This is a genomic window from Methyloprofundus sp. (assembly GCF_965251085.1).
Lineage (GTDB): Bacteria > Pseudomonadota > Gammaproteobacteria > Methylococcales > Methylomonadaceae > Methyloprofundus.
This window is the reverse complement of record NZ_OZ252594.1, coordinates 3,606,202-3,629,078: the sequence shown is the minus strand read 5'-3', so window position 1 is coordinate 3,629,078 and position 22,877 is coordinate 3,606,202. Positions and strand designations below refer to the sequence as shown.

The 22,877-nt window shown below is 41.4% G+C and carries 24 protein-coding genes, 1 tRNA gene and 2 pseudogenes; 9 read left to right on the top strand and 18 right to left on the bottom strand.

The genetic code is table 11. The annotated features are described in order from the left end of the window. Positions 1-67: 67 nt before the first annotated feature. From ACQY3F_RS17045 to ACQY3F_RS17015, 7 genes and pseudogenes are all read right to left on the bottom strand, one after another. Complete coding sequence (locus tag ACQY3F_RS17045; RefSeq protein WP_428356140.1) at positions 68-304, bottom strand: hypothetical protein; 237 nt, start codon at positions 302-304, stop codon at positions 68-70. Between the two features lie 164 nt (positions 305-468). After that, positions 469-1,164: a DnaA regulatory inactivator Hda gene (hda, locus tag ACQY3F_RS17040; RefSeq protein ID WP_428356139.1), complete on the bottom strand. Its 696-nt coding sequence runs from the start codon at positions 1,162-1,164 to the stop codon at positions 469-471. 2 nt (positions 1,165-1,166) lie between these two features. Beyond that, positions 1,167-1,511: a DUF2069 domain-containing protein gene (locus ACQY3F_RS17035; protein ID WP_428356137.1), complete on the bottom strand. Its 345-nt coding sequence runs from the start codon at positions 1,509-1,511 to the stop codon at positions 1,167-1,169. Further along, positions 1,508-2,098 carry an NAD(P)H:quinone oxidoreductase gene (gene wrbA, locus ACQY3F_RS17030; RefSeq protein WP_428356136.1) on the bottom strand — a complete coding sequence of 197 codons (591 nt, stop codon included), beginning with the start codon at positions 2,096-2,098 and terminating at the stop codon, positions 1,508-1,510. The genes ACQY3F_RS17035 and wrbA overlap by 4 nt, the downstream gene beginning before the upstream one ends. 86 nt (positions 2,099-2,184) lie before the next feature. After that, the gene (gene arsC / locus ACQY3F_RS17025) at positions 2,185-2,532 is read right to left on the bottom strand and encodes an arsenate reductase (glutaredoxin) (RefSeq protein WP_428356135.1); all 348 of its coding nucleotides are present in this window, start codon (positions 2,530-2,532) and stop codon (positions 2,185-2,187) included. A 115-nt stretch (positions 2,533-2,647) separates the two neighbouring features. Further along, positions 2,648-3,769 (bottom strand): MATE family efflux transporter, encoded by a 1,122-nt coding sequence (locus ACQY3F_RS17020; RefSeq protein ID WP_428356134.1) that lies wholly within the window; start codon positions 3,767-3,769, stop codon positions 2,648-2,650. A 36-nt stretch (positions 3,770-3,805) separates the two neighbouring features. Beyond that, positions 3,806-3,931, bottom strand: a pseudogene (locus ACQY3F_RS17015) (hypothetical protein); the annotation flags it as partial. Positions 3,932-4,014: 83 nt separating this feature from the next. Between ACQY3F_RS17015 and ACQY3F_RS17010 the strand changes: the two are divergent. After that, positions 4,015-5,019, top strand: a complete 1,005-nt coding sequence (locus tag ACQY3F_RS17010; protein ID WP_428353111.1) for an IS630 family transposase — start codon at positions 4,015-4,017, stop codon at positions 5,017-5,019. Here the strand turns inward: ACQY3F_RS17010 and ACQY3F_RS17005 are convergent. After that, positions 4,998-6,602, bottom strand: coding sequence for a putative transposase (locus tag ACQY3F_RS17005; RefSeq protein WP_428356132.1), 1,605 nt, complete (start codon positions 6,600-6,602; stop codon positions 4,998-5,000). The two genes, ACQY3F_RS17010 and ACQY3F_RS17005, sit on opposite strands and share 22 nt — an antisense overlap. A 41-nt stretch (positions 6,603-6,643) precedes the next feature. Then, positions 6,644-7,108: a hypothetical protein gene (locus ACQY3F_RS17000; protein ID WP_428353305.1), complete on the bottom strand. Its 465-nt coding sequence runs from the start codon at positions 7,106-7,108 to the stop codon at positions 6,644-6,646. A 317-nt stretch (positions 7,109-7,425) separates the two neighbouring features. On the opposite strand from ACQY3F_RS17000, the gene ACQY3F_RS16995 reads away from it, so the two are divergent. Both ACQY3F_RS16995 and ACQY3F_RS16990 read left to right on the top strand, forming a co-directional pair. Beyond that, on the top strand, positions 7,426-7,890 hold the full coding sequence (locus ACQY3F_RS16995) for a hypothetical protein (RefSeq protein ID WP_428353027.1): 465 nt from the start codon (positions 7,426-7,428) through the stop codon (positions 7,888-7,890). A 59-nt stretch (positions 7,891-7,949) separates the two neighbouring features. Continuing rightward, positions 7,950-9,683 (top strand): putative transposase, encoded by a 1,734-nt coding sequence (locus ACQY3F_RS16990; RefSeq protein ID WP_428356131.1) that lies wholly within the window; start codon positions 7,950-7,952, stop codon positions 9,681-9,683. Here ACQY3F_RS16990 and ACQY3F_RS16985 read toward each other — a convergent pair. Together ACQY3F_RS16985 and ACQY3F_RS16980 are read right to left on the bottom strand one after the other, a co-directional pair. Then, the gene (locus tag ACQY3F_RS16985; RefSeq protein WP_428356129.1) at positions 9,622-9,990 is read right to left on the bottom strand and encodes an MATE family efflux transporter; all 369 of its coding nucleotides are present in this window, start codon (positions 9,988-9,990) and stop codon (positions 9,622-9,624) included. The two genes, ACQY3F_RS16990 and ACQY3F_RS16985, sit on opposite strands and share 62 nt — an antisense overlap. Positions 9,991-10,019: 29 nt before the next feature. Then, positions 10,020-10,724 (bottom strand): hypothetical protein, encoded by a 705-nt coding sequence (locus tag ACQY3F_RS16980; protein ID WP_428356127.1) that lies wholly within the window; start codon positions 10,722-10,724, stop codon positions 10,020-10,022. Between the two features lie 211 nt (positions 10,725-10,935). On the opposite strand from ACQY3F_RS16980, the gene ACQY3F_RS16975 reads away from it, so the two are divergent. Further along, positions 10,936-11,011 (top strand) — tRNA-Lys (locus tag ACQY3F_RS16975). A gap of 426 nt (positions 11,012-11,437) precedes the next feature. On the opposite strand, the gene tnpC (ACQY3F_RS16970) is transcribed toward ACQY3F_RS16975, so the two are convergent. Next, positions 11,438-13,003 (bottom strand): IS66 family transposase, encoded by a 1,566-nt coding sequence (gene tnpC, locus ACQY3F_RS16970; RefSeq protein ID WP_428353782.1) that lies wholly within the window; start codon positions 13,001-13,003, stop codon positions 11,438-11,440. Positions 13,004-13,389: 386 nt separating this feature from the next. Here tnpC (ACQY3F_RS16970) and ACQY3F_RS16965 point away from each other — a divergent pair, with 386 nt between their 5' ends. Beyond that, positions 13,390-13,749 (top strand): hypothetical protein, encoded by a 360-nt coding sequence (locus tag ACQY3F_RS16965; protein ID WP_428356126.1) that lies wholly within the window; start codon positions 13,390-13,392, stop codon positions 13,747-13,749. Positions 13,750-14,404: 655 nt separating this feature from the next. After that, positions 14,405-15,595: pseudogene (locus tag ACQY3F_RS16960) on the top strand (undecaprenyl-phosphate glucose phosphotransferase). On the opposite strand, the gene ACQY3F_RS16955 reads toward ACQY3F_RS16960, so the two are convergent. The 6 genes from ACQY3F_RS16955 to ACQY3F_RS16930 form a co-directional block, all read right to left on the bottom strand. Further along, positions 15,575-16,261 (bottom strand): VanZ family protein, encoded by a 687-nt coding sequence (locus ACQY3F_RS16955; protein WP_428356125.1) that lies wholly within the window; start codon positions 16,259-16,261, stop codon positions 15,575-15,577. The pseudogene ACQY3F_RS16960 and the gene ACQY3F_RS16955 sit on opposite strands and share 21 nt — an antisense overlap. Positions 16,262-16,409: 148 nt before the next feature. Then, positions 16,410-16,964 (bottom strand): transposase, encoded by a 555-nt coding sequence (locus ACQY3F_RS16950; protein ID WP_428356123.1) that lies wholly within the window; start codon positions 16,962-16,964, stop codon positions 16,410-16,412. Between the two features lie 218 nt (positions 16,965-17,182). Next, positions 17,183-19,000: an IS1634 family transposase gene (locus tag ACQY3F_RS16945; protein ID WP_428356121.1), complete on the bottom strand. Its 1,818-nt coding sequence runs from the start codon at positions 18,998-19,000 to the stop codon at positions 17,183-17,185. Between the two features lie 225 nt (positions 19,001-19,225). Then, positions 19,226-19,624: a type II toxin-antitoxin system tRNA(fMet)-specific endonuclease VapC gene (gene vapC / locus ACQY3F_RS16940; protein ID WP_428356119.1), complete on the bottom strand. Its 399-nt coding sequence runs from the start codon at positions 19,622-19,624 to the stop codon at positions 19,226-19,228. Next, entirely contained in the window at positions 19,624-19,857 is a 234-nt protein-coding gene (gene vapB, locus ACQY3F_RS16935; RefSeq protein WP_428356117.1) for a type II toxin-antitoxin system VapB family antitoxin, read from the bottom strand. Before vapB ends, vapC begins: the two co-directional genes overlap by 1 nt. 222 nt (positions 19,858-20,079) lie before the next feature. Continuing rightward, complete coding sequence (locus tag ACQY3F_RS16930) at positions 20,080-20,424, bottom strand: transposase (RefSeq protein WP_428356115.1); 345 nt, start codon at positions 20,422-20,424, stop codon at positions 20,080-20,082. A 74-nt stretch (positions 20,425-20,498) separates the two neighbouring features. Here ACQY3F_RS16930 and tnpA point away from each other — a divergent pair, with 74 nt between their 5' ends. The 3 genes from tnpA to tnpC (ACQY3F_RS16915) are packed head-to-tail and all read left to right on the top strand — an operon-like array spanning position 20,499 to position 22,859. Continuing rightward, complete coding sequence (gene tnpA / locus ACQY3F_RS16925) at positions 20,499-20,816, top strand: IS66 family insertion sequence element accessory protein TnpA (RefSeq protein WP_428353774.1); 318 nt, start codon at positions 20,499-20,501, stop codon at positions 20,814-20,816. 8 nt (positions 20,817-20,824) lie between these two features. Further along, a complete protein-coding gene (tnpB, locus tag ACQY3F_RS16920) occupies positions 20,825-21,178 on the top strand; it encodes an IS66 family insertion sequence element accessory protein TnpB (RefSeq protein WP_428353775.1) in 354 nt (117 codons plus the stop codon). A 46-nt stretch (positions 21,179-21,224) separates the two neighbouring features. Next, on the top strand, positions 21,225-22,859 hold the full coding sequence (tnpC, locus tag ACQY3F_RS16915; RefSeq protein WP_428356113.1) for an IS66 family transposase: 1,635 nt from the start codon (positions 21,225-21,227) through the stop codon (positions 22,857-22,859). The last annotated feature ends 18 nt before the right edge of the window (positions 22,860-22,877 follow it).

Here is a 22,877-nt window from a genome sequence, read left to right as displayed (position 1 = left end):
GATTCTCGTTCCCACGCTCCGCGTGGGAATGCATACAGGAACGCTCTGCGTTCCGTGACGCAGAGCGTCACCCACTGCATTCCCACGAAGAGCGTGGGAACGAGACATTTTTGAAGATTGATGACGATTCTTGCATGATTGCTTTTCCACATTCGTATGCAAATGCCAATTCTGGCATATGAAATATCCCTTCGTTGGCTAAAGTAGAAAGAATGGTATTTTCCTTTTTAGCTACTTGGATGATTACATCTGCAATCTGATTAGCTATAGGCATATTTTTTTCTTGTAACATAGGACGTTGCATAACGTGCAGTAAAAACACACTGAAGCGGCATATTTACGGTCAATGTTGATGGCTCTGTTAGCTGTTTTTATCTACTCTTTCGTTTAATAAATAGTAGCTACTCAGCGAAGCTGGGTAGCTACAAACCAACATACTTTCAATTGGCTTGAACAAGCATCCATTTTTTATTCCTTCGCCAGAATCTGTTTTAAAAACGGCACAGTCAGTTTACGTTTGGCAACCAGAGTAGCCTGTTCCAGTTTGGGTAATAGCCGCCATAATTCAGGTAATTCTCGTGCATAATGTTTAGTCAGGAAGTCACCCACCTGCGGAGAAATTTCAAACCCCCGGTTTTTCGCCTTAAAGGTGAACGCAGCCATTTGTTCTGCATCGGAGAAATCCTGTAATTTTAAGGTTAGACCCCAGCTCATGCGCGTCTTTAAATCCGCTAACTGTATTGCTAAATAGCTGGGTGGACTAAGCGCAGCTATAATCAGCTGGTGATTATTTTCGCGTTGTTGATTATAGAAATTAAATAAAGCAAGTTCCCACGCATTATCACCTGCGCAAGATTCGATATTATCCAGGCAAATAAGTTCAAACGTCTCTAGGCCATTAAGAATATCGGGCGTGGAAAGTTCATCTACATTTAAAGGCAGGTAAAAAGCGCTACGGTTGCGTTGATGGGCGCGCAAGCAGCATGCCTGCAATAAATGCGATTTACCTGAGCCGGGCTTACCCCAAAGATAGAGCTGTTGTTCGCCTTCGCCACTTGCCGTATCTGTTAGATTCTGGATGATTTCCTGATGACTAGCGGTATAAAAACTAGCAAAGGATTGTTCAGTCTTAAGATCAAATTGTACCGGGATTTGCTCCGCCATTATTATTTGTTTCTTGCCGCATAGCGCACAAAAAATGTCGCACCTAAAAATAACATTAGGCTAAACAAAACTTCCAGGGAAGGAAGTAAGCGCTCTGTTCGGGCATAGGCTTCAATGCTGCCATGCATAAAGTAAGGCATACTCAGGTAAGCCATCCATGAGCAGCTTTTCAAATTACCTTTTATAAAGCCCCGTAGTGGCAATAATAAAGGACTGACGGTAAAAATAAGTACCAGAGCAACAGGGAGTTTCTCAGGGGGAGATATCAGCGTATTCCAAAGCATTATAATACCAAATAAGCCTACATAGCCTGATAAAGCAATAGCGTAAAAATGACGTGCATTCATGATGGTTTTAGTTTGATAGCGGTTGTGGCTAGGCGTGCGCCCAGAGCAAAGCACAGCGTTTTTTCATCTTTACTTAATGAATGCTGTCCATGATTGACATGACTAGCACCATAGGGGGTGCCTCCAGTAACTGTTTCGCGTAAGGCATCTTCGCTGCTGGGTAGTCCTAACAGGATCATGCCTTGATGAAATAAGGGTAGCATCATAGATAATAAGGTTGTTTCCTGGCCTCCATGCATACTGCCTGTTGAAGTAAAAACAGCGGCAGGCTTATTACTCAGTGCACCACTAAACCAGACCTCGGTGGTATTATCAATAAAGTATTTCAGCGGTGCCGCCATATTGCCAAAGTGTGTCGGACTACCCAGAGCCAGGCCGCCGCATTGATTTAAGTCATCCAGTGTGACATATAATGAGCCCGACTCTGGAATCTCATCGTCTGTTTGTTCACACACTGTCGAAACTTTAGGCACAGTACGTAGCATAGCTTCCGCGCCGGAAACAGATTCGACCCCTCTGGCTATATGTTGTGCCATGGCCTTGGTGGAACCATTGCGGCTGTAATATAAAACCAGAATATTGACCATTTGTTCCTGAAGGGTGGTAGGGCGAGGCTTTAGCCCGCCATTATTAAAATAGCTACGGGCTGAAGCCTCGTTCTACGAAAAATAACTTATAAGATTGCTAAAACACTTTCTGGAGGACGACCGAGTGCCGCTTTACCATTGGCTAAAACTATAGGGCGTTCAATTAATTTCGGTGTGTTAACCATGCCAGCAATAAGCGCGGCGCGATCCAGATCTGGGTTATCCATGCCCGTCGCTTTATATTCGGCTTCACCTTTGCGCATGAGTTCGCGTGGTTGCATATCCAGTAGTTGTAGTATTGTATCTAACTCTTCAGCTGTGGGTGGCGTTTTTAAATACTCAATAATTTCGGCTTGTGCGCCGTTTTCTTCCAATAATTTTAGTGTTTGACGTGATTTGCTGCATCTTGGGTTGTGATAGATTTTTATGCTCATAGGCTTATCTAGACTAGAATTAAAAGCCATATAATAGCATATCCGGATAGAGTTTAGACGGCTTCAAGCATGACACTGTTTTTCTCATAGCAACAATCAACTCTCACTCTTACATTTATTCCCAGCCTGCGCAATCTTTGTACACTTTTCTATACCAATTCTTTCTGTAATGGGCGAAATACCCGGCCATTATTAAGCTACGAAAAAGCATAAATAAGCTCAAAGCCAACCACAGGCCATGATTAGCCATTTCCTGCGTGTAATACCAAACAGGTAAAAAAACCACAAACAGAGAAATCAAGATACAATCGCGCATTTGTCTGGATAAAGTCGCGCCGATAAATACGCCATCCATTAAAAAACTGTAAAAAGAGATCAGCGGCAAGATAGTCAACCAGGGTAAGTATTCGTAGGCTGGTTCGCGAACCTCGGGTAAATGAGTCAAAGCATTGATAATATCTTTGCCCATCACGATGAATGTTAGTGAGAATAGCAACGCAACAACCAAGGACCAAAAGCCAGTCGTTCTTAGTGATTGTTGTAGTAAGGCTTTATTTTTAGCACCTGAGGCTCGTCCTACCAGGGCTTCTGCCGCATGAGCAAAACCATCCAGAACATATGCCATAAAGGTCTGAAAATGCATTAATATAGCATTTGCAGCCAGAATTGCAGTGCCGAATTTTTCGCCTTGCACAGTAAAAAAACTAAAGGTGAAGATTAAACATAAAGTACGTACAAACAAGTGACTATTAATAAGCATCATAGCTTTTATCTTGTCGATTTGTAATAGATAAGACCAGCAAATTGCACGAGAGCAACGGGATCTATTGCGGGCAATCAGCATAAGCCCAAGAGCTAAACCTGTATATTCAGAGAGTACCGAAGCCAGAGCAACCCCTTCGGTCTGCATGCCATAATGCATGACAAAAAGTAAATCCAGGAAAATATTACATAAATTTGTCGTGATCACGATAAGCAAAGGGCACTTGGTGTTTTGTCGGCCTAAGAACCAGCCTAGAATCACGTATTGCGCTAGCGTAGCAGGTGCGCTCCAGATGCGTATATTAAAATATTGCTGCGCTAATGCCTGAATACTAGAGTCGCAATTAATCAGGTAAAAGCTAAAGGTAGCAATGGGTTTTTGACATAACAGAATGACCAGGGAAATACTCACAGCAAGCGCCATAGCGCGAACAAGTATCAGACATCTTGATTCGCTATCCTGAAAGAAATCCATTAAAACTTAAACTCAGAGCACCTGATCTCGGGGAATTTACTTTGAACCCAGTTTAAAGATCATCCTTAAATTAGTTCGCGGAAATCTGGTTTCTGTGCTATTAAGTTCATCACATAATTTATGTATCGCCACGTCATAACTCCGATTGGCCAAATGGTGTAGTCGTACCGTTAATGTAAGTACTTACGCAAAATTAATTTAACGAAAAAAGGTGTCATAATAAACAATTATTTTGCTGACTCTAAATGTTTGTGCTCTATATAAAACACCTACTCCCAGAAGAAATTACTGCTTTAAATGTGATGCATAAAAACCATCCACTTCATTTAAGTAGAAGTCGAGCTCATGCTATTTTATTAAGTTTCAAAGAGCATTCTGTTCCCATGATTTGTTCTATTTATAACGTATGCCGCCAAACTGTTTCCACTTGGTTTTCTAACTGGGAAAAGAATGGAATCGATGGATTGGTTGACTGTCAGGGAAGAGGACGGCGAGGTATTTTAACTGAAAAACAACAAATAAGCTTAGTCCAGAGAGTTGAAAAATCTCCTAGATCATTAAAATCAGTACTAGCAAAATTTGAAGAAGATCTAGGCATTTCAGTTAGCATTGATACTATAAAACGTATTTGTAAACAAGCTGATCTTGTTTGGAAACGAGTTAGAAAATCCTTAAGGATAAAGCGTAATCAAGATAAATTTGATTTGGCAACCGATGAAATAAAAGAATTAATACAACAACATAAAGAGAATGAACTTGATTTGTGCTACTTTGATGAGTCGGGGTTTACACTAGAACCCTGTGTTCCTTATGCTTGGCAACAGTCAGGTGAGACGATTGAAATACCAAGCTCAAACAGCAAGCGTCTTAATGTATTAGGTTTTGTTAACAGAGATTGCAGGTTTGATTCTTTTGTTTTTGAAGGGAGTGTAAACACTTCGGTTGTTGTGGCTTGTATTGATGAATTTGCTAAACAGATTAAAAAACCAACAACTCTTATTATTGATAATGCATCGACTCATACGAGTAATGAATTTAATGAAAACCTTGAAAGGTGGAAAGAAAAAAACCTATCCATTTACCGTATACCGCCATACTCACCCGAGTTAAATATTATCGAGATTATATGGCGTAAAATAAAATACGAATGGCTTCCTTTTTCAGCTTATGAATCCTATGCCTCTCTTCAGGAAGAATTATTTAAGGTGCTGTCTAATATTGGAAAGAATTACAAAGTAGAGTTTGCATAAAAGGTTAAATTAATTTTGCATGGGTACTTACCTTGATCATGATCTGGAATCAGGTCTGCCTCGCTACTATAAATTGCCCGTAACAGACTGCGTACTTCATCAGGGCGTGAGAGCGTTTCGCGTAACAAATTGGCCATTGCCGTTTCAGCACGATAAGCAATCATTTTGATGGTATCGATGAAATGTTTACTTTTGGTGCTGAGTTGCTGAAATTGCTCCTCTTCGGGTAAATCTTTCACTTTAAGGTAATGTGGCGCTTGTTTTCGCTTTTCTTTGAGTGTCTTGATTTTCACCTGAAAGGCTTCAATGTCTTCCTGGCAGGCGGTCTTTTTTTGCAAGAAGGGCTCGACTTTGTCTGGCTCAATAGGCGTATCCAGCGTTAATGTCGCAAACCTGGCAAGCAGACGATTTAGTTTTCCCTGGCTGGATCTTATTTGGCTATCCAGTCGACGATATTCTGGATTAACCACCTTGACGGTATCGGAAACTGGTTCAATACAATAGTCAACAAGCTTATCTAATCCAAAGTGTTCACGGCAATACTTGAAGAAATTCTCCTGAGACCATCGGGCAAACATGGCAACAGCTAGCGGGATCATTTCTGAGCGATAGTCGGTTCCAATAATGCTGGTCTGGTGTCCCTTTTGAGAGAGTTTGCGTATTTCCCGTACCCAGAGACCATTACTTAAGCAGTGGCCTCGTTCTGCGAGCTTGAGTTGTGCTTGCTCTCCAGAAGATAAAGTGACCTGATAGGGTAAAAATTCTTCTTCCGGCCAGTTTTCTCCCGGGTATTTATGATAGGTTAAACAGGCAACACGCTGTGCTTTCATGCGTTTAAAAAAAGGCGGGCTGTAAGACTCTCTGTCACACACCAGTGTAAATCGATGCAATAGCGGATCGGACTCCAGCTCTTGGGCATTAACAAAAGTGGGAAGCCTTTTTTCGAGTTGCGGAAGGATGTCATTTTCAATGACCTTGATCATGCCCGGATCGACTGCTTTGTTAATGACCATAAAGGGTTGACCATCCATTGCATTAACCCAGTAATCCGTGGTTGCCCGCAAACAGAGTTTTTGTCGGGCTACGTGATGACGTGGAAGTTTGGTTTGATGTCCATTATAAACCCGGACATGACCATCAATATAAAGGATACTGGCTTGTTCAGGAGCACTCTGCATCCATTCTTTGCACAGTGCTTCACTCCATTGCAGAGGACCTTCATCTTGTGTGAGTTGTTTGATTTTACTCCGCAGGGTGCGGACTTCTGGAATACGGTCCAGTCCAATCAGTTTACCCCATTCTCCTGGCGCACTATAGCGCAAGGACTCAATGGACTTTACCCGGACAAGTGCGATAAAGGCCAGTATGATTAGCAGACTGTCTAATCCATAATAGCCTTTGCTGAGTTTAAAAAAGTTTTCACTGTATTTTAATAGCCCAGTGACTAATAAAGCGGGCAGTGCAAACAAAACACCGCCTTTGGGAACATCTTGCAGGGCTTGAAAATCAGGGGCAGCCGGTTCCTCTAATTGCCCAATACTGGCAGCCAGACGAGCATCGATATTCTGAGCCCCCATCCCCATGGGTGCCGCATTATCTTGCCCACTGCGCTCACTCTTAGTGCTTAATGTTTCTTTTTTTTTATTTTGTGCAAACGACCCGCACGAATTGATTTATTGAAGGTATCCCGCTTAATACCTAATTGATCGGCCACATCGCAAGGTTCTTGTCCTTCGTTTAATAATTGTTGGGCGTTTAGCAACACATCATCAGTCAAAACAGCCGCTCCTCGTGTTTTTTTCTCAGCATAAAAGCCTTGCACACCCTTTTCTTGATAGAGCTTAACGGCACGTTTAACACTAATGGGCGTTACACCAAAAGCACGAACGATATCCATTTGTTTGACATAACCGTTGGTATAGAATTGTGCGGTAATCATTTTGAACGAAGCATCATCATTCGCATCGTGAGTAAAAACGGGCAGAGTACCATAGAAATAGGTCACGCGGCCGTCTCGCTTTTCAACGGCCAAATCATGAGTTACTTCTGTAGAACCTTCTGGAAACATAGGAAGTTGTCGCTGAACCATGAGTTTTTTCCCGGCAGATGTGGACAGCGGTAGTCCAAGGATAATGTAAAAGGGGTATCATTACAAAATCTCATGTATGTGAAAAGTATTATCTGGTCTTTTAGAGCAAAAAGTTTGTTATTGATTGATTTTAAATATATTTATTTATTAAATAGGGCAATTTATCTAAAAATAGAGGTCAGGTGCTCTGAAACTAGGCAATATAATTAAAGGGTTAGGGAATTATTGTCAAATGATTGATATTTTCAGCTAAAGAAATGAAAATGGTACTCATTTAGGTTAAACTAAGCCCTCATATCATACGAGGTATTCAATTAATGCAGCAACTCATGCTCCCAATAATTCCTCAGGGTACGACTATTATAAATGGTCAGGTCAGTGTTGATAACCGAAATGATGAGTGGTTTTATTTCCTCGGCGGTATCCCGATCTATTCTCACCAGGCTGACAATAAGAGATTATTTAGACTTCACACCTCTCAACTCATCAATACCGGTTCCTGTCGTTCAATCGATATTATTACAACCTTTGGTGTCTCTAAAAGTAGTGTTATGCGCTCATTAAGGCAACTACGAGAAAAAGGGGCTGATTCGTTTTTTGAACCTCGCCCGACTCGCAAGGGAGGACCACTCTTTACGCTTGAGGTTTTGCAGCAAGCTCAGGAATATCTGGATCAAGGTATGACGCCTAACGAAGCCGCTAAAGAATTAGGCATCCGGGCAGATACCTTTCGCAAGGCGATCAGTGATGGACGTTTAAAAAAAAGTCTGCCGCATCAATAGACCCCAATGATGGCAGTACCAAATCAGCCCGTGATATTATAGATGCCAATGCAGCCGATGTGCTTGGTACGGCCTGCACTCGAGTAGAAGAGCGAATCCAGGCGGCTTTGGGTGAGCAGGAAAAGGGAGCCTCAATCGAATTCGAATCCTGTTTAGATGTTCCTAAAGGCGGTGTGTTATGTGCATTGCCCGCGTTACTTGGCAATGGCTTATTAAATGACATTGAGCGCCACCTGGGCAAACTGACAGGTTACTATCAAACCTTTCATATTCTATTGCTACTCGCCTTTATGGGGCTATGTCGCATCAAAAATGCCGAACAACTTCGCGAGCATGCACCGGGTGAATTCGGAAAACTACTTGGCCTGGATCGGGCTCCCGAAGTGCGTTATTTAAGAACCAAAGTAAAAGGACTGTCTGATCCAGAATCAGTTGAAAGCTGGGCGGCCGACCTCAGTCGACAATGGATGGAAAATGAACCAGAGGCAGCAGGAACACTCTACATAGATGGTCATGTCCGTGTCTATCATGGACACTTGACTAAACTTCCCAAACGGCATGTTTCACGCGAAAAACTCTGCTTACGGGGTATCACCGACTACTGGGTTAATGATGGTACGGGGCGTCCCTTCTTTGTCGTTGAAAAAACGGTGGATCCGGGCTTACTAAAAACGCTGGAAGAAGATATCGTCCCCCGATTACTCAAAGACATTCCGAATCAACCGAGTGCACAAGCATTACAGCAAAACAAACAAGCCTGTCGTTTTATCCTGGTGTTTGATAGAGAAGGCTATAGCCCCGCATTCTTTAGAAAGATGTGGGACAAGCATCGTGTCGCTTGCATGACCTATCATAAATTTCCCACCGAAAATTGGCCACTGGACAATTTTTCCAGTCAGGAGATCACCCTACCGAGTGGTGAAAAAGTCATCATGAAACTCGCCGAACGAGGCAGTCTGGTTGGAACTGGAAAACAGGCGATGTGGATGAGAGAAGTGCGCAAGTTGACTGATTCTGGTCACCAAACCAGTATTATTACCACAGCCTATGAACTAGAATTGACGGCTGTTTCTGGGCGAATGTTTAGCCGGTGGTGCCAAGAGAACTTTTTTAGATATATGAAGCACCACTATGGGCTAGATATGCTACAGGAGTATGGAATAGAGCCACTATCCGACACCCAAAAGGTGGTCAACCCTGATAGGCGCCAACAGGAAGGACAGCGTAATTCGATACAATCCAAACTCAATTACCGTCTATCTCGATTTGCAGCGATGGAACTTCATCCGGTGATTAAAAAAGATGAAACGGAAGATGTGAAATACAAGAAATGGGAAAGAAAACGAGCAGAATTACTCGAAGAAATAGAGCATTATGAAAATGAACTAAAAACCATCAAGGAACAACTAAGCCAAACGCCCAAACACATTACCTGGCAAGAGTTGAGAGACGAAGATAAGTTCGAACAGCTTCTGCCAGGGAAAAAGCGGCTGATAGATACTGTCAACATGATCGCTTATCGGGCAGAAACAGCAATGGCCGCTCTGCTAACCTCACCGACAATCGACTTTCCGATGGCAAGGCAACTATTACAAACGCTGTTTGTGACAGAAGCAGATATATTACCCGATAAAGTAAAAAAACAACTTCGGATACGTGTGCATAGTACTTCCCGACCTGCAAGTAATAAAGCAATAGAAAAGTTATTTGAACAACTCAATCAAACGGAACTCAACTATCCAGGAACCGATCTGCGCTTAATTTATGAGCTGACTTCATCCGCAAAAAATTAGGAAATGGTCTCAAATTAGTTTCGTCTGAATCAAGATGTCTGAGTATGGCGTTTAAAGCTAACGGATCATTAGCTCCAAAAGCCTGCGCAGCAAGCCCCGAAGTACCCATGCGCAAAAACCCAAAGCCCCAGAAAAGAAAATTGAAGATAAGTCCCGCCAGCGCAATTGCTGCGAGAAAGGTGGCATTATCCAGATGCCCCATCACCGCAGTATCAACCAGGCCGAGTAGGGGAGTGGAAATGTTGGCAATAACCATCGGCAGAGCTAATTGCCAGACTTGTCGATGGTTAAAATATTCTTTATGCAAAAGAAAGAGTTACTTGCGTAAAAACAACGCTAAATTGAATCAATCCCAAAAATACTGCGATACAATACGCCATGCAAGGCAACAAAAAAAGGCACGCTCCATATTAAGCCCAGGCCTATAGGTATCAGACTGATAAGATAAATTATTCCGATCAAGAGATAGATGAAAAAAATCTTAAACCAATGTTGATGTACAGCCTTGCGGGAAGCCTCCATCGCTTGCCAAAAGTCCATATCTTTTTCAATAATCAGCTGCAAAGAAAAAACATAAGCAATAGATAGATAAATACCGGGAATGACCAATAACATAAATCCAAGCATTACCAGCAATGAGGAAAAGAAAGTCGCAATAATAATAGGCAAGCTGTAACCGAAATATGCAAAAGCCATCTTGTAATCAACTGCTACGTTAATAGAGCGATGTAAGCCCATCATCAAAACGCCAGCAAAAAGTGGGTAAAAGGCCATTGATATAAAAAAGTTAAAAACGCCCGATAAAATAGATGCCAAGGCAGGGTCGATTATATTAAACAAACCCATTAATAAGATAATGCTAAAACCTATTACAGTTAGTGCCATAAAAATGAGAATAACAGCGATTAAAACAGGTGCTTTAAAACCAGAAGTGCGCTGCCAGGCTTCTCCAAAAACTTCAGAGATAGTAAAGTTATAAGGTGCCGCGACACCCTCTTGCAAGCTGCCTGATGCTGACGCTATATTTTGATGAGTTTGCATAAATAACCTCCGGGTTAAGAATATATTAGCTGAACTATAGAGTGTAGTGCAAAAATCTAAAAATAAAACCTAAGCGGTACGGGTACTAAGGAAATATTAGATAGCAATGTCTTCACCATTTTTACACCAGCCTACAGATAAAAAAATGCTAAAACATTAAAAAAAAGGTTGCGAACTTAAAAATGTTTTGTATAATAGTCGGCTCTTCTAAGGGTCCTTAGCTCAGTTGGTAGAGCACCGCACTTTTAATGCGATGGTCGCGAGTTCGAATCTCGCAGGACCCACCATGAAGACTTTTGAAAACATTGAGGTTTTCAAAACTAAACCAGCCGTCGAGCTGGTTTTTTTATGCCTGTTGTCCACTGATTGTCCAGTCGCCAGTAACAAATCACAATAAAATCACGTCTTTTTTCCCTTAGAGCAAACAAAAACTACTAAATCTGCAATTGATATTTTACCTTTATAAGGATGAGTTTGTTTTATGAGTGGACAATAAGTGGACAAAAATAATTATATTATTTTTAAGTAACTAATATATATAAAATAATAATATTTTATTAACGCATTAACAATGCGATGGTCGCGAGTTCGAATCTCGCAGGACCCACCATGAAGACCAAATTAAACCAGCATCTTAGCTGGTTTTTTTATGCCTGAAATTTACTGGTATTTTGCGACTGTAGTAAATTTGTCACATTATTGTTTGAGTGTAATTATTCAGACCCCTTAACAATTGGTAGCTTAGGAACCGCAACACCTACCCGCTGATTGTGAATAACGGCCGCTAAATATATCCATGGGGATTGCTGCCTTTTTCTACAGGTTTCGATGACACTAATCAAAATAGCAAACACACATGAACCTTCTTCAGTTCGTGTTCCATAGCTGATTCGCCTTAATATAACCCAGTGCCGTAAGGCACGTTCTGCTTCGTTATTGGTTAAGGGTAAATGAGGGAATTCGAGTACCCGAAAGATAGCCTCCCAATCATTGAGCATTTCTGTTGCTAGCGCATGGGTCTTTGTGTGTGTTGATGCTTTCATTTGTTCACACAGTTGCCGATAGGCTATCAATTGCGTTTGGTAAATTTCCGTCAGTGGCGAGTTTGGAGGGTGGTGCCGTGCTTCACGAATTGCTGTCATAAGCATGTTCATTAATTTGAGTGTTTGTTCTCCAAATAGCTGAGAGTCTTTATTTAAGCCCTCTTTTAAGCCTTTTGCCTTACGAATCAGGTGAGCCCAGCAACGAGCTCGATTAAGGTATTTTCGATAAACCTGGTAACCATCACTCATTAGCCAGCCGCAATATGCTTGACCCAGGATGTTTTCAATCAGTTCTGATGACCGAGTTGAAATCCAGTAGGCTGTGACGGTATCTGTACTAAAAACCCATAGCCATAAAAAAGTGGTGAGTTCCATCCAGGAAGTTTCATCAACATGAAGTAGATTACTTTCTACGACTTCCTTTACTAATTCAGCTTCTATAGGCATTGCTGCTGCGCCGCTTTCATGTAATGTATTGTTAATCGTGCCAACACTAATCTGTAACCCTAGCCAATCACATAAAAACTCTTGGACACGTTCTCGTGAAAGCCGCATGCGATAAGTAAGGCATATAATTAATGCTGCAAGCCCCGGACCTACCAATCTCCATTGGCTACAGTTTATATCCTGCAAGGTGCCATCGGAATTGGAACGATGCGGTTCTTTTATTGTAATATGTCCACAGTGACAGGTGACTTCATAATAGCTATGCTTGGTATTCGTTAGCCTCAGGCCTGGATTTTTCTCATCAGACCATACGATATCAATGGTTTCAAAAGCCGTGTATGCTTTTTTGAAATGGTCATTTAATGGTTGATGGCAGCATTCACATATTTCAGGAAAATGTTCCTGATAGTCTGTGATCACTATTTTTTGTTGTCGCCCAAAACCCTTGGCTCCAAGTTGCTTCCCTGGTTTTCGTTGTTCTTCTGTTTCATTTTTCGGGGACTGTCTGGATGTTTTATTGGGCTTTTCAGTAGGAGATGACTCTTTTTTATCTGAAGTCGCTTCTTGTTCCTCTTCGGAATCATTACTGGAATCTTTTTGAGTGTCCCTTTCCCATGGTGCTTCACTGCTTGGAGGCCGAGAACTATTATGGGAATTCTGGCTTAACCGTTCACGAGCTTCCTTTAAATCTGTAAGCAATCTTATTGAAAGACGACGTAACTCTTCTTCTGATAAATTTAGAAGCTCTTCTTCGTCAAGTTGGCTTAGATCCTGATTACTTAATTGCATGGCCTACATAATACTTCTTGGTATCATAAAGTTACAAGCCTTTTTTAAATTAGTTGTCAAGTTTGTCGGTAGGGGTCTGAATATTTACGTTTGAGTTGTCTACGTATTCCGCTAAATGTTCAGAAGATAAATGGGCATATTTCAAAACCATCTGAGTAATAACGGAGTAAGGAGGAGTCCGACATGAATAATAGCGTCATTGGTTTAGATATAGCAAAAAACATCTTTCACTTGTATACATTTGTCCCCCTATGTCAAGATACCTGTCGCCTGTGAAATTTTATTTTAGGAGACAGAAATGGCATCATATAGCTAGGAATTTAAAGTACAATCTCTAGAAAAAGCATTATCCAGACGAACTGATCAAACGCTTAACAATGTAGCCGATGATTTACGTGTTGCTTAATACACGTTTTGTAAAAAGTTTTGTTATTGGTAATAAAAATGATTTTAATGATGCTGCCGCCGCTATCTTTGATGCAGTCACTCGCCCGAACAGACGTATTGCTGCAATAAAAAAAATTGAACAGCAAGATGTACAGCTTGTTCATAATATGCGACAAGGATTAGTAGGTAACCACACTGCTTTAGTTAATCAAATAAGAGGCATGGTCAGTGAAAGAGGGATTATTATTCCTCAAGAAATTAATAGAGTAAGAGCACAATTACGCTTAATCCTGGAAGGCGCTGAAAATGATTTAACGGTTTTAAGTCGCGAAGTGTTTCCGATCAGTATTAAAACCTGAGAGCACTTGATGATGAAATAAAAGAGCAAGACAGGCGAATCAGTCGTCTTTGTAATAACAACGAGTTGAGCAAACAATTTTTGGAGGTACCCGGTATTGGCCCTATGACAGCTTCAATCCGTGCTTATCCGGTTGTCACACACACACAATACATACATATATATATATATGTATGTAGTATTTTGAGCGATTGCATCAATGTTAGGTTATCATTACTATAGATGTTAGGTTATATTATTCCTATCGATGTGCTTCTGCGAGGTGATCAGCTATTTCCTCGCCCCGCTATATCTAGTAGATGTGTGCGGCAACCAGATAAGCACGGAATGTAGAACGAAAATCCAAACTAAAAGCCCTTTTGTAACGATCTAAGCCAGATACTTAGAGGTTGAAAATATCTAGGCAGTAATCTAATTTATACAATTGATATGAAAGACATAAATAGAAACGGGCTGGTCAGACCCCATCGGCCTAAAATTATTGCTCTAATTCGTTTGTTTGATATTGCTATTATTTGTCTAGCATTACAGATAATTTTAATGTTAAATCAAAATGTTTTTAACAACCATGAGTTGTGGTGGATATTAATAGCAGTAACGAGCTTTGAATTTTTTGCCGAACTAAACCTTTATACAGTCCTCCCCGTGGTGTTAGCTTGTATATAGAGACCCAAAAAACTATTCTTTCTTGGGTAGGTGTCTCTTTGGTGTTTTTTGGTATCTTACAGTTTTATCCCAAGTTAATTTTTTTAGAGCAAAAGCTGTTATTTTGGCAGTGGATGGGCTTTGTTCCGCTGTTGTTAGTTAGTTGGCACCTTATTATACGTATAATCATTAATTGCGTTAGAACGAAGGGCAGGAATACTCGTCAAGTAGCTATTATTGGTGCGACCGATATTGGCCATGCATTAGAGAAAATTATAGAAAGGGATAAGTGATTAGGGTTTTTATTTTGTGGACATTTTGATGATAGAGTAAAAAAAGGAAAGGGGCGTCTACAGCGTGCGCAGCAAATATTAGCAGGTAATACTCAGGAGCTGATTCAAATGGTTAAGGAGCACAAGATAGATGTTATTTACATCACCTTACCATTAAAAGCAGAAAACAGAATTAAAGAGACTTTAGACGCGTTAGCCGATACCACAGCTGTCGTCTATTACGTGCCTGATTTTTTTGTTTTTGATTTATTAAGAGCAAGAATGGAAAATCTGAGTGGAATTCCTGTTATCAGTGTTCATGATACGCCTTTTTATGGCGTTGATGGTTTCTTAAAACGTTTATTTGATATTGTGTTGTCAGTAGGTATCTTAAGTGTTATTAGCATTCCTATGCTATTGATTGCACTGGGTGTGAAAATAACATCAGCAGGTCCAGTTATTTTTAAGCAGAGGCGCTATGGATTTAGAGGTGAAGAAATTTATGTCTGGAAGTTTCGCTCAATGACAGCCACTGATAATGGTGATAATATCCAGCAAGCCACAAAAAATGATGAGCGCATTACTAAATTTGGCGCATTTCTGCGTTGTACATCGCTTGATGAACTGCCGCAGTTTATTAATGTGTTGCAGGGACGAATGTCAATTATTGGGCCACGACCTCACGCGGTTGCGCATAATGAACTATATCGAGGTCAAATAAAAGGTTACATGTTACGCCACAAAGTAAAGCCAGGAATAACGGGCCTTGCTCAAATCAGTGGTTTTCGTGGAGAAACCGAGACATTAGAAAAAATGGAAGGCCGAATTCGTTACGATCTTGATTACATCCGTAACTGGTCTTTCATGTTAGATATAAAAATTTTTCTGAAAACAATTTTTAAATGTTTTTTAAGTAAGCAGGCGCATTGAGTGACAAAAGTCAAAATATGCTTTGCAGGCATCTTTCCGTATAGTTGATACCTTAGGTCGGTAAAACAAGTTAACTAAACCTCCTGAAACAAAAACACCTATTGTATCAACCTTAAAATCTTCCAGATTAGCACTCCTACCGATGGCAAAATTTTGTAATAGTTCAGACAATAAGGCCACCGATAATAACAACACAAAAACACCTATAAACTGCTGCCTAAACAAACTTAAGGTGATTAAAGACATACCGAAAAAAGCCAAAAAATGTCCAGTCGTAGAAAGAAAGTTTTCACCTCGCCAACCTTCAGGTAATGGGGTTTGTTCTAAGAGAGTGCTTAGTAACGTAGAAAGTTGGTTCTCATAGCTTATGGGCATTAATATTAAAAATAACACCGCACAACCTGACAGTACTACAAAACGACCACGCCACGAAGCTAGCAAAGGATAAAACACCCAAATTGCGACCACACCCCAAATCGCCATTAACCCTTGAATGTAAAGACCAATAAGTAGAACGCCATCTATTGACCATTTTTCTGTGCTGTTTTGATTAAAATCAACATAACGAAAAACCAGGAAAGTAGCTAATGAAAGTACAATAACGACAGCCATTCTAATTAGAAAGAATTTTGCAATAAATAAGGTCTGCGTATTGGCTAGGGTCATTATCATGTTTTTCTAATTTAATTAAAGTGAATGGCACGAATTTAACATAGCGATACAGGGGTGTTAACGTCTTGCTTCCCGTTTTGTTTTACTGCTGAGTATGCTGATCACAGCGCGACTAAAGTCGCGATTCCATTAGATGTCAGAATCATGGCTTCAGCCGTGACGTGTTCACTAAAGGGACACCCTCATACACACTATAAAACCTAAGCGCCAAATCCTCTTTATCACCCAACTTCACAGGATTATGCTTAATATATCGATACACCACAGCAAAATGCCGCTCATTCCTAATTGCTTTATCGTAATAATCCTTCGCCCAAAACACACCTGATCGCCCCATCATTTCATTAATCATCTTTGCACTACCGCCTTTCATTTTTTGCATAAGCACAGGCAAAGAATCGTAAGGCTTCAGCAACAAATGTACATGATTGGGCATAATAGCAAACGCAACCAGGTCATACCATAACGTACCTTTAGCCCGAAAAAATGCATTTAAAGCAACTAAAACTTTCCCCTGCAAATCAGCGCCCGCTATAGATGTATCCAAATAAGCATCTACAGCCAACTGCTTTTTATCATTAGAAATAGCTTGCGCGGTCAGCTTGCGTAAAAAACTATCCATACTAGCAAACGTCCGAAACGTAATAAATTGAAAATTATTAGGTAGATGAAGATGAGGTAAATGCTTAATACTCATGATGCCCCCTCGTTAACTAAATCGTGAAAAACTGGAATCGCGGCTTTAGCCGCGCCGTCTAACAAACACATAGTAGAACTAAGGCCCTGCCTGAGGTGTATTAATATCTGCTTAACCCATCTTTCGATTTCAGTGACAACAACTCATTTAAAAACAATTAGATACGCACAATCCGGCCTTGGTGTTGGCACTACAGATTTTTTTATTTTGAATTAAAGCTAAATCAATGTTTTTTTAACACCTCCTGGCAGCGCTGAAATTTCCAGTGCTTTATAAATAACGGATTGTCGCGGCTCTGCATTCGTTGCTTTCCTTAAATGAATCGTCTTCCCGTCTTCTCGCCGTAAAATAACAGTAATGCGCTGCTGGTTTTCCATGGTCCGTCGAATTGTTTGCCAGCTATCATTAATATGTTCAGCCTTGAGTTGATAACGAAGGGTCTGGACGAGATGATAGGCAATGAGAGTGATAAAGATATGCCCATTAACCCGTTCTTCTTTTCGATGGTAGATAGGGCGTAGCCCGAGTTCACTTTTTAAACTGCGAAAAACACTTTCTAGATCGGTTAGCAGGGTGTAGGTGCGCCAGAGCGTTTCTTCATTCCAGTCGGTCAGGTTGGTGCGTAAGCAATAGACTCCAGGGTGGGTTGCCTGCGAGTTGGCTTTTTCCATACGCTTCCAGCTGATTGAGTTGGCCTTGTCTCCTTCATCATCAGGTACGACCGTTACTTCATAGTGCTGTGCTGCACGCGCGTATTTTTCCTTTATGCGTCCCAGCCGTTCTAACACTTTTGTATAATTTTTTGTGGTTCCTTTTTTGCTCAATCCAGCATGCAGGCTGTTGAGTGCGGTTTCATATTTTTCTGAAAAACTATCCTGCATGGCTTGTTCTTTCTTTTCCCTGAGTTGCGAGTGACAGTACAGTTCAATTTCTCCGGTCTCTTCTACAGTCACTTTTTGAACTTTTACGCGTTGCCCCGGAATATCTTTGATCAGAGTTGCCTTTTCTTCATCGAAATCCCGCTTGCGTTTGCGTGAGACAACAATATAGTGAAAGCCATGCTCAATGAGATACTGGATGTTTTCTTCACTGGCAATGCCTGCATCAAGTATCACAGTGGATCCTGTTCGCCCTTCCAGTCCTTCAAGTATGGTTTGCAGGGTTTGTGGTTCACTTGCATTACCTGGGAAGATCTGGCTTTTACGTGGAAAGCCACTGCCATCAAGCACCAGCCCTAATGTAACCAGGGGACAGTCACTGCGCTTTTCCTTGGAGCGGCCTCTTTTTGCTTTTGGGTTTGTTTTGGCTTCGCCTTCAAAGAATGTATTTGTCAGATCATAAAGCGTGATGGTTTCATTGAAGCTGAATAGGTCCCGCGCCTGCTGGTATAAATGAGTTTCAATGGCTTCCCGGTGTTTCCATAATTGGTCGGATACCTGATACAGACGATCCAGCCCCATGTCTTCGAAGTCATAGTCGATTAACTCACCGAGGCCGCTGGTTGTCTGCAGCCAGCCGTGTGTGGCTAATTCACTTGCAGGACAGGCCATGCGAGCAATGATAGTACCGAGGGAGGCGGCAAGCTGGTGCTGGTTAAACCCCAGAGATTTCAATTTATCATCCAGGGTTAACTGCCTTACAGCGTGCAACGCTATTTGCTCGACTCCCACACGGCGCGGTCGTACAAGCTCTAAACTGCCGATATCAACGGTCTCAAAGTGAACGCTATCGTCAAGGGTTGTACTTCGGGATGTGATGATTTGAGTGGCGTAATATTGTGCCCGTGTTTCGAGTGATTCCTCTAGGTCAATAGTGAGCCAGTCAGTCTGTGCTGTCAGTAATTGATCAATACGACTTGATAATGACTTCCACTGGGACTTGGGTACATCGAAGAAACGACCCAGATTAAGCAGGGTACGTTGCTTGAGCTTGCCATCAATTCGCTCGGACTCAACTAGCCGAAACGTTTTGTAGGTCTCGCCAGTTGCCTTGGTTCGGGTCGTTGTGCATCGATATACATACTTGAATTTTTCCATAAAAATCAAGTGAATGCAACTATTTTTGTTATGTTATGGCACTACGCTTTGCTTGGAAATGCAAATGTTTGTAATGATTAGGTTTTTATTTTTTTATCCTATTAAAATAGACCTGTTAGTGGTTTTTGAGCGAAAAACGACTGAACATGGGTTAAGAAAACATTGTTTTTCGCCATTGACAGCACACCTATAAGTTAAAAAATAAAACCTGACCCTCTTTTTTTGTTATACCCAGTTTTCAATACGTAACGCTTCTACACGACCAAATTCTTTGAGGTTGTTAGTCACGATAATTAAACCTTCGCTACGTGCATGACCAGCAATATGCAAATCATTAACGCCAATTGTTGTACCTTGTTTTTCTAACACGGCGCGAATATTACCATAATGCTCTGCTGCTTTGTGTCCATATTCTAAAACATCTAGCCTTGAAACAAAGTTTTCCACTTGACGTAAGTTATGTTCTGGCCGATCACTTTTTTCTACGCCATGTAATAATTCAGCTAAGGTAATACTAGAAATACCCATTTGCCCTGCGTGCAAATTAAATGTTGTGAGTACTTCTATGGGGCGACGCTTAATAACATATATCACGATATTGGTATCAAGCATATATTTCAGCATTAAAATTCCTCACGCATAGATTCGGTTTGTTCAGCTCTGGTTGTTAAAAAATCATCACTAACATTATCTTCGGATAAGAAAAAGCTATCCCAGGTATTTTCTATAGGAGTCAGAATGCGCTCCTTACCTAGTTTACGAATAAAAACGCGCTTAACATTGTCATCAAACCTTGCGTCTATGGGCAAACGGACTGCTTGCGTCTTATTATTAACAAAAATTGAACCTTGTAGCATGTCTTTCTCTTGAGTTTGGTTTTGTATAGACTGTGAGTATATACAAACTTAAAAGAGTTGCATATCTTTCCGTTAGCATGTAGTCAATCAGCCGTGCCTAAGTCAATTAAAATTCTCCGGTTTAGTTTTAATTAACGTTTGCTGTTAAGTATTCTTGATCACAGCGCGACTAAAGTCGCGATTCCATTAGATGCCGGAATCACGGCTTTAGCCGTGACGTGTTCACTCAAGACCACCCTCATAAACGCCATAAAACCTAAGCGCCAAATCCTCTTTATCACCCAACTTCACAGGATTATGCTTAATATACCGATACACTACAGTAAAATGCCGCTCATCCCTAATTGCTTTATCGTAATAATCCTTAGCCCAAAACACACCTGATCGCCCCATCATTTCATTAATCATCTTTGCACTACCGCCTTTCATTTTTTGCATAAGCACAGGCAAAGAATCGTAAGGCTTCAGCAACAAATGTACATGATTGGGCATAATAGCAAACGCAACCAGGTCATACCATAACGTACCTTTAGCCCGAAAAAATGCGTTTAAAGCGTAAGCGCTCAATAGTCAGCGTACTTCACGGCAACTCAGATTAATGCCAAACTATCCCCATTGTTAAATACCACGGGGAATTTTAAATGGCAGCGTTAGAAAAAATACAGGAAAAGACTTTCTGGCCTATTCACATAGAGCACTGGCAGGCATCAGGCCAATCACAGGCAGCTTATTGTCGGCAACATGATTTATGCCCGCAAAAGTTCGGCTACTGGAAACGTAAATCGACTGTAAAGCCTACTACTTCCCCTACAGGATTTACGCGCATTCGGGTTGACGAGGGTATCTCACCGGATCTAGCTATTGGATTATCCTTACGATTTAATGATGGCACACGTCTGGAAGGTATTACGCAGGACACTATGTCGTGTATTCAACCACTGCTTGAGCTGTTGCGGTGACGGTTGTTATGCGTCCATCCCTGTCTTTAACGGAGGTGTATCTGTATCGGCGTCCCATTGATTTTCGTAAGTCACACCGAGGGCTATCGGCGATTGTTGAATGTGAGTTAGGGCATAATCCTTTTGAGGGGGCTCTCTATGCCTTTACGAATAAACAGCGGAATAAGATTAAATGTCTGTTCTGGGAAGATAATGGTTTTGTCCTTTATTACAAGTCATTGGTAGAAGACAAATTTAAGTGGCCTAAAGGTGATGAAGAGACATTAACCTTAACAGGACAGCCGTTAAACTGGTTGCTGGATGGCTTTGATATTAGCGCGATGAAGGGTCATAAAAAACTTCAATATGAGTCTGTTTTTTAGCTGTTTTTGTGTTCATTATTGCCACTATAAAGGCTATAATAAAGCCATGATTTTAGCCGATATTTCAAATATAAAACAACAAGATAAAGCCGGTTCTTTGCTGTCGGAGAGTGTTGCTTTGTTGCTTGGAAAAGAAGAGGCTATTGATGAACTGACGCGTGTGATTGAAGTTAAGTCTGGGGTGATTTCCGAACAGAAAAAACGCATCCTTATTCTGGAAGAGGTACTACGCTTATCTAAAATAAAACGCTTTGGGTCATCGAGTGAACAATCTCATCAATCCTCTTTGTTTGATGAAGCAGAGAATGAAGCAGATAGCAGCGAGGAATTAGACCAGGAAGCTGATGAAGCACCTGAGGGCGATAAGCAGACAAGTTCTACTGGCACGAAGAAAAAGCCGGGACGCAAACCCTTTTCGGATAAGTTACCCCGCGAGCAAATTTTTATTCATTTAACGGATGAAGAAAAAGAAGGCGCTATTGATACTTTCTTCACGAAAGTGAAAGAAGAGCTGGATATTATTCCTGCTAAAGTACGTGTTCTTGAATACATGCAGGAAAAAGCGGTCTTTGTCGAACAGATTGAAGGCGAAAAGCAACGCCAGGTTAAAGCCGCACAAATGCCCAGACACCCTATTGCCAGAGCAATGGGAAGCATCAGTTTAATGTGCTTTGTTATTATCGCCAAGTATGCTGACGGCTTACCTTTATATCGGCAAGAAGGCATCTTGTCTCGTTATGGGGGTGACATCTCCAGAGCGACATTAGCAAACTGGATGATCGCACTGGCTAAACAACTTCAGCCCCTGATTAACCTGATGCGAGAGCATCAACACACAGGGGCAGTCATACTCGCTGATGAAACGCGGGTTCAGGTATTAAAAGAACCGGGGCGGCCAGCGACCTCAGATAAATATATGTGGGTGACGCTTGGCGGGCCACCGGGTGAAAAAAGCATCCTGTTTGAATACGATCCCTCTCGTAGTGGAGACGTCCCCATGCGCCTGCTTGACGGCTTTAGTGGCTATCTGCAAACCGATGGCTATGCGGGGTACAATGCCGTGTGCGAAAAAAACAGCATCACCCAGCTGGGGTGCTGGGATCATGCGCGTCGTTATTTTAAAGATGCCCAGAATGCACAGCCTAAACGCAAAAAGGGACAAAATAACAAACCCTCAAAAGCAGGTAAAGCGCTGAGCCTGATCAATAAACTGTATGTCATTGAGCGAGAAATTAAAGACCTGTCAGTGGATGAAAAATATCAGCAGCGCCAGGAGAAGAGCATTCCTGTATTGAACCAGCTCAAAGCCTATCTGGAAGAAAACCAGCATAAAGTACCTAAAGATAGCCTGACAGGAAAGGCAATGACTTACCTGAGTAACCAGTGGGAAAAACTCAATGTGTATTGCACCCATGGTGAACTCAATATTAGCAACATCCTGGCAGAAAATGCGATTCGCCCGTTTGTGATAGGGCGCAAAGCCTGGTTATTTTCTGATACCCCTGCGGGTGCTCGTGCCAGTGCAATACATTACAGCCTGATAGAAACAGCTAAAGCAAATGGGCTGGAGCCTTATGCATATCTTAAGCAGGTTCTCACTGCTTTACCTTATGCTGATACGGTTGATAAAGTGGAGGCTTTGTTGCCCTGGAATATTAAAAAATCAGATACGCCTGAATAGGGCAAGTACGTGCTTCGT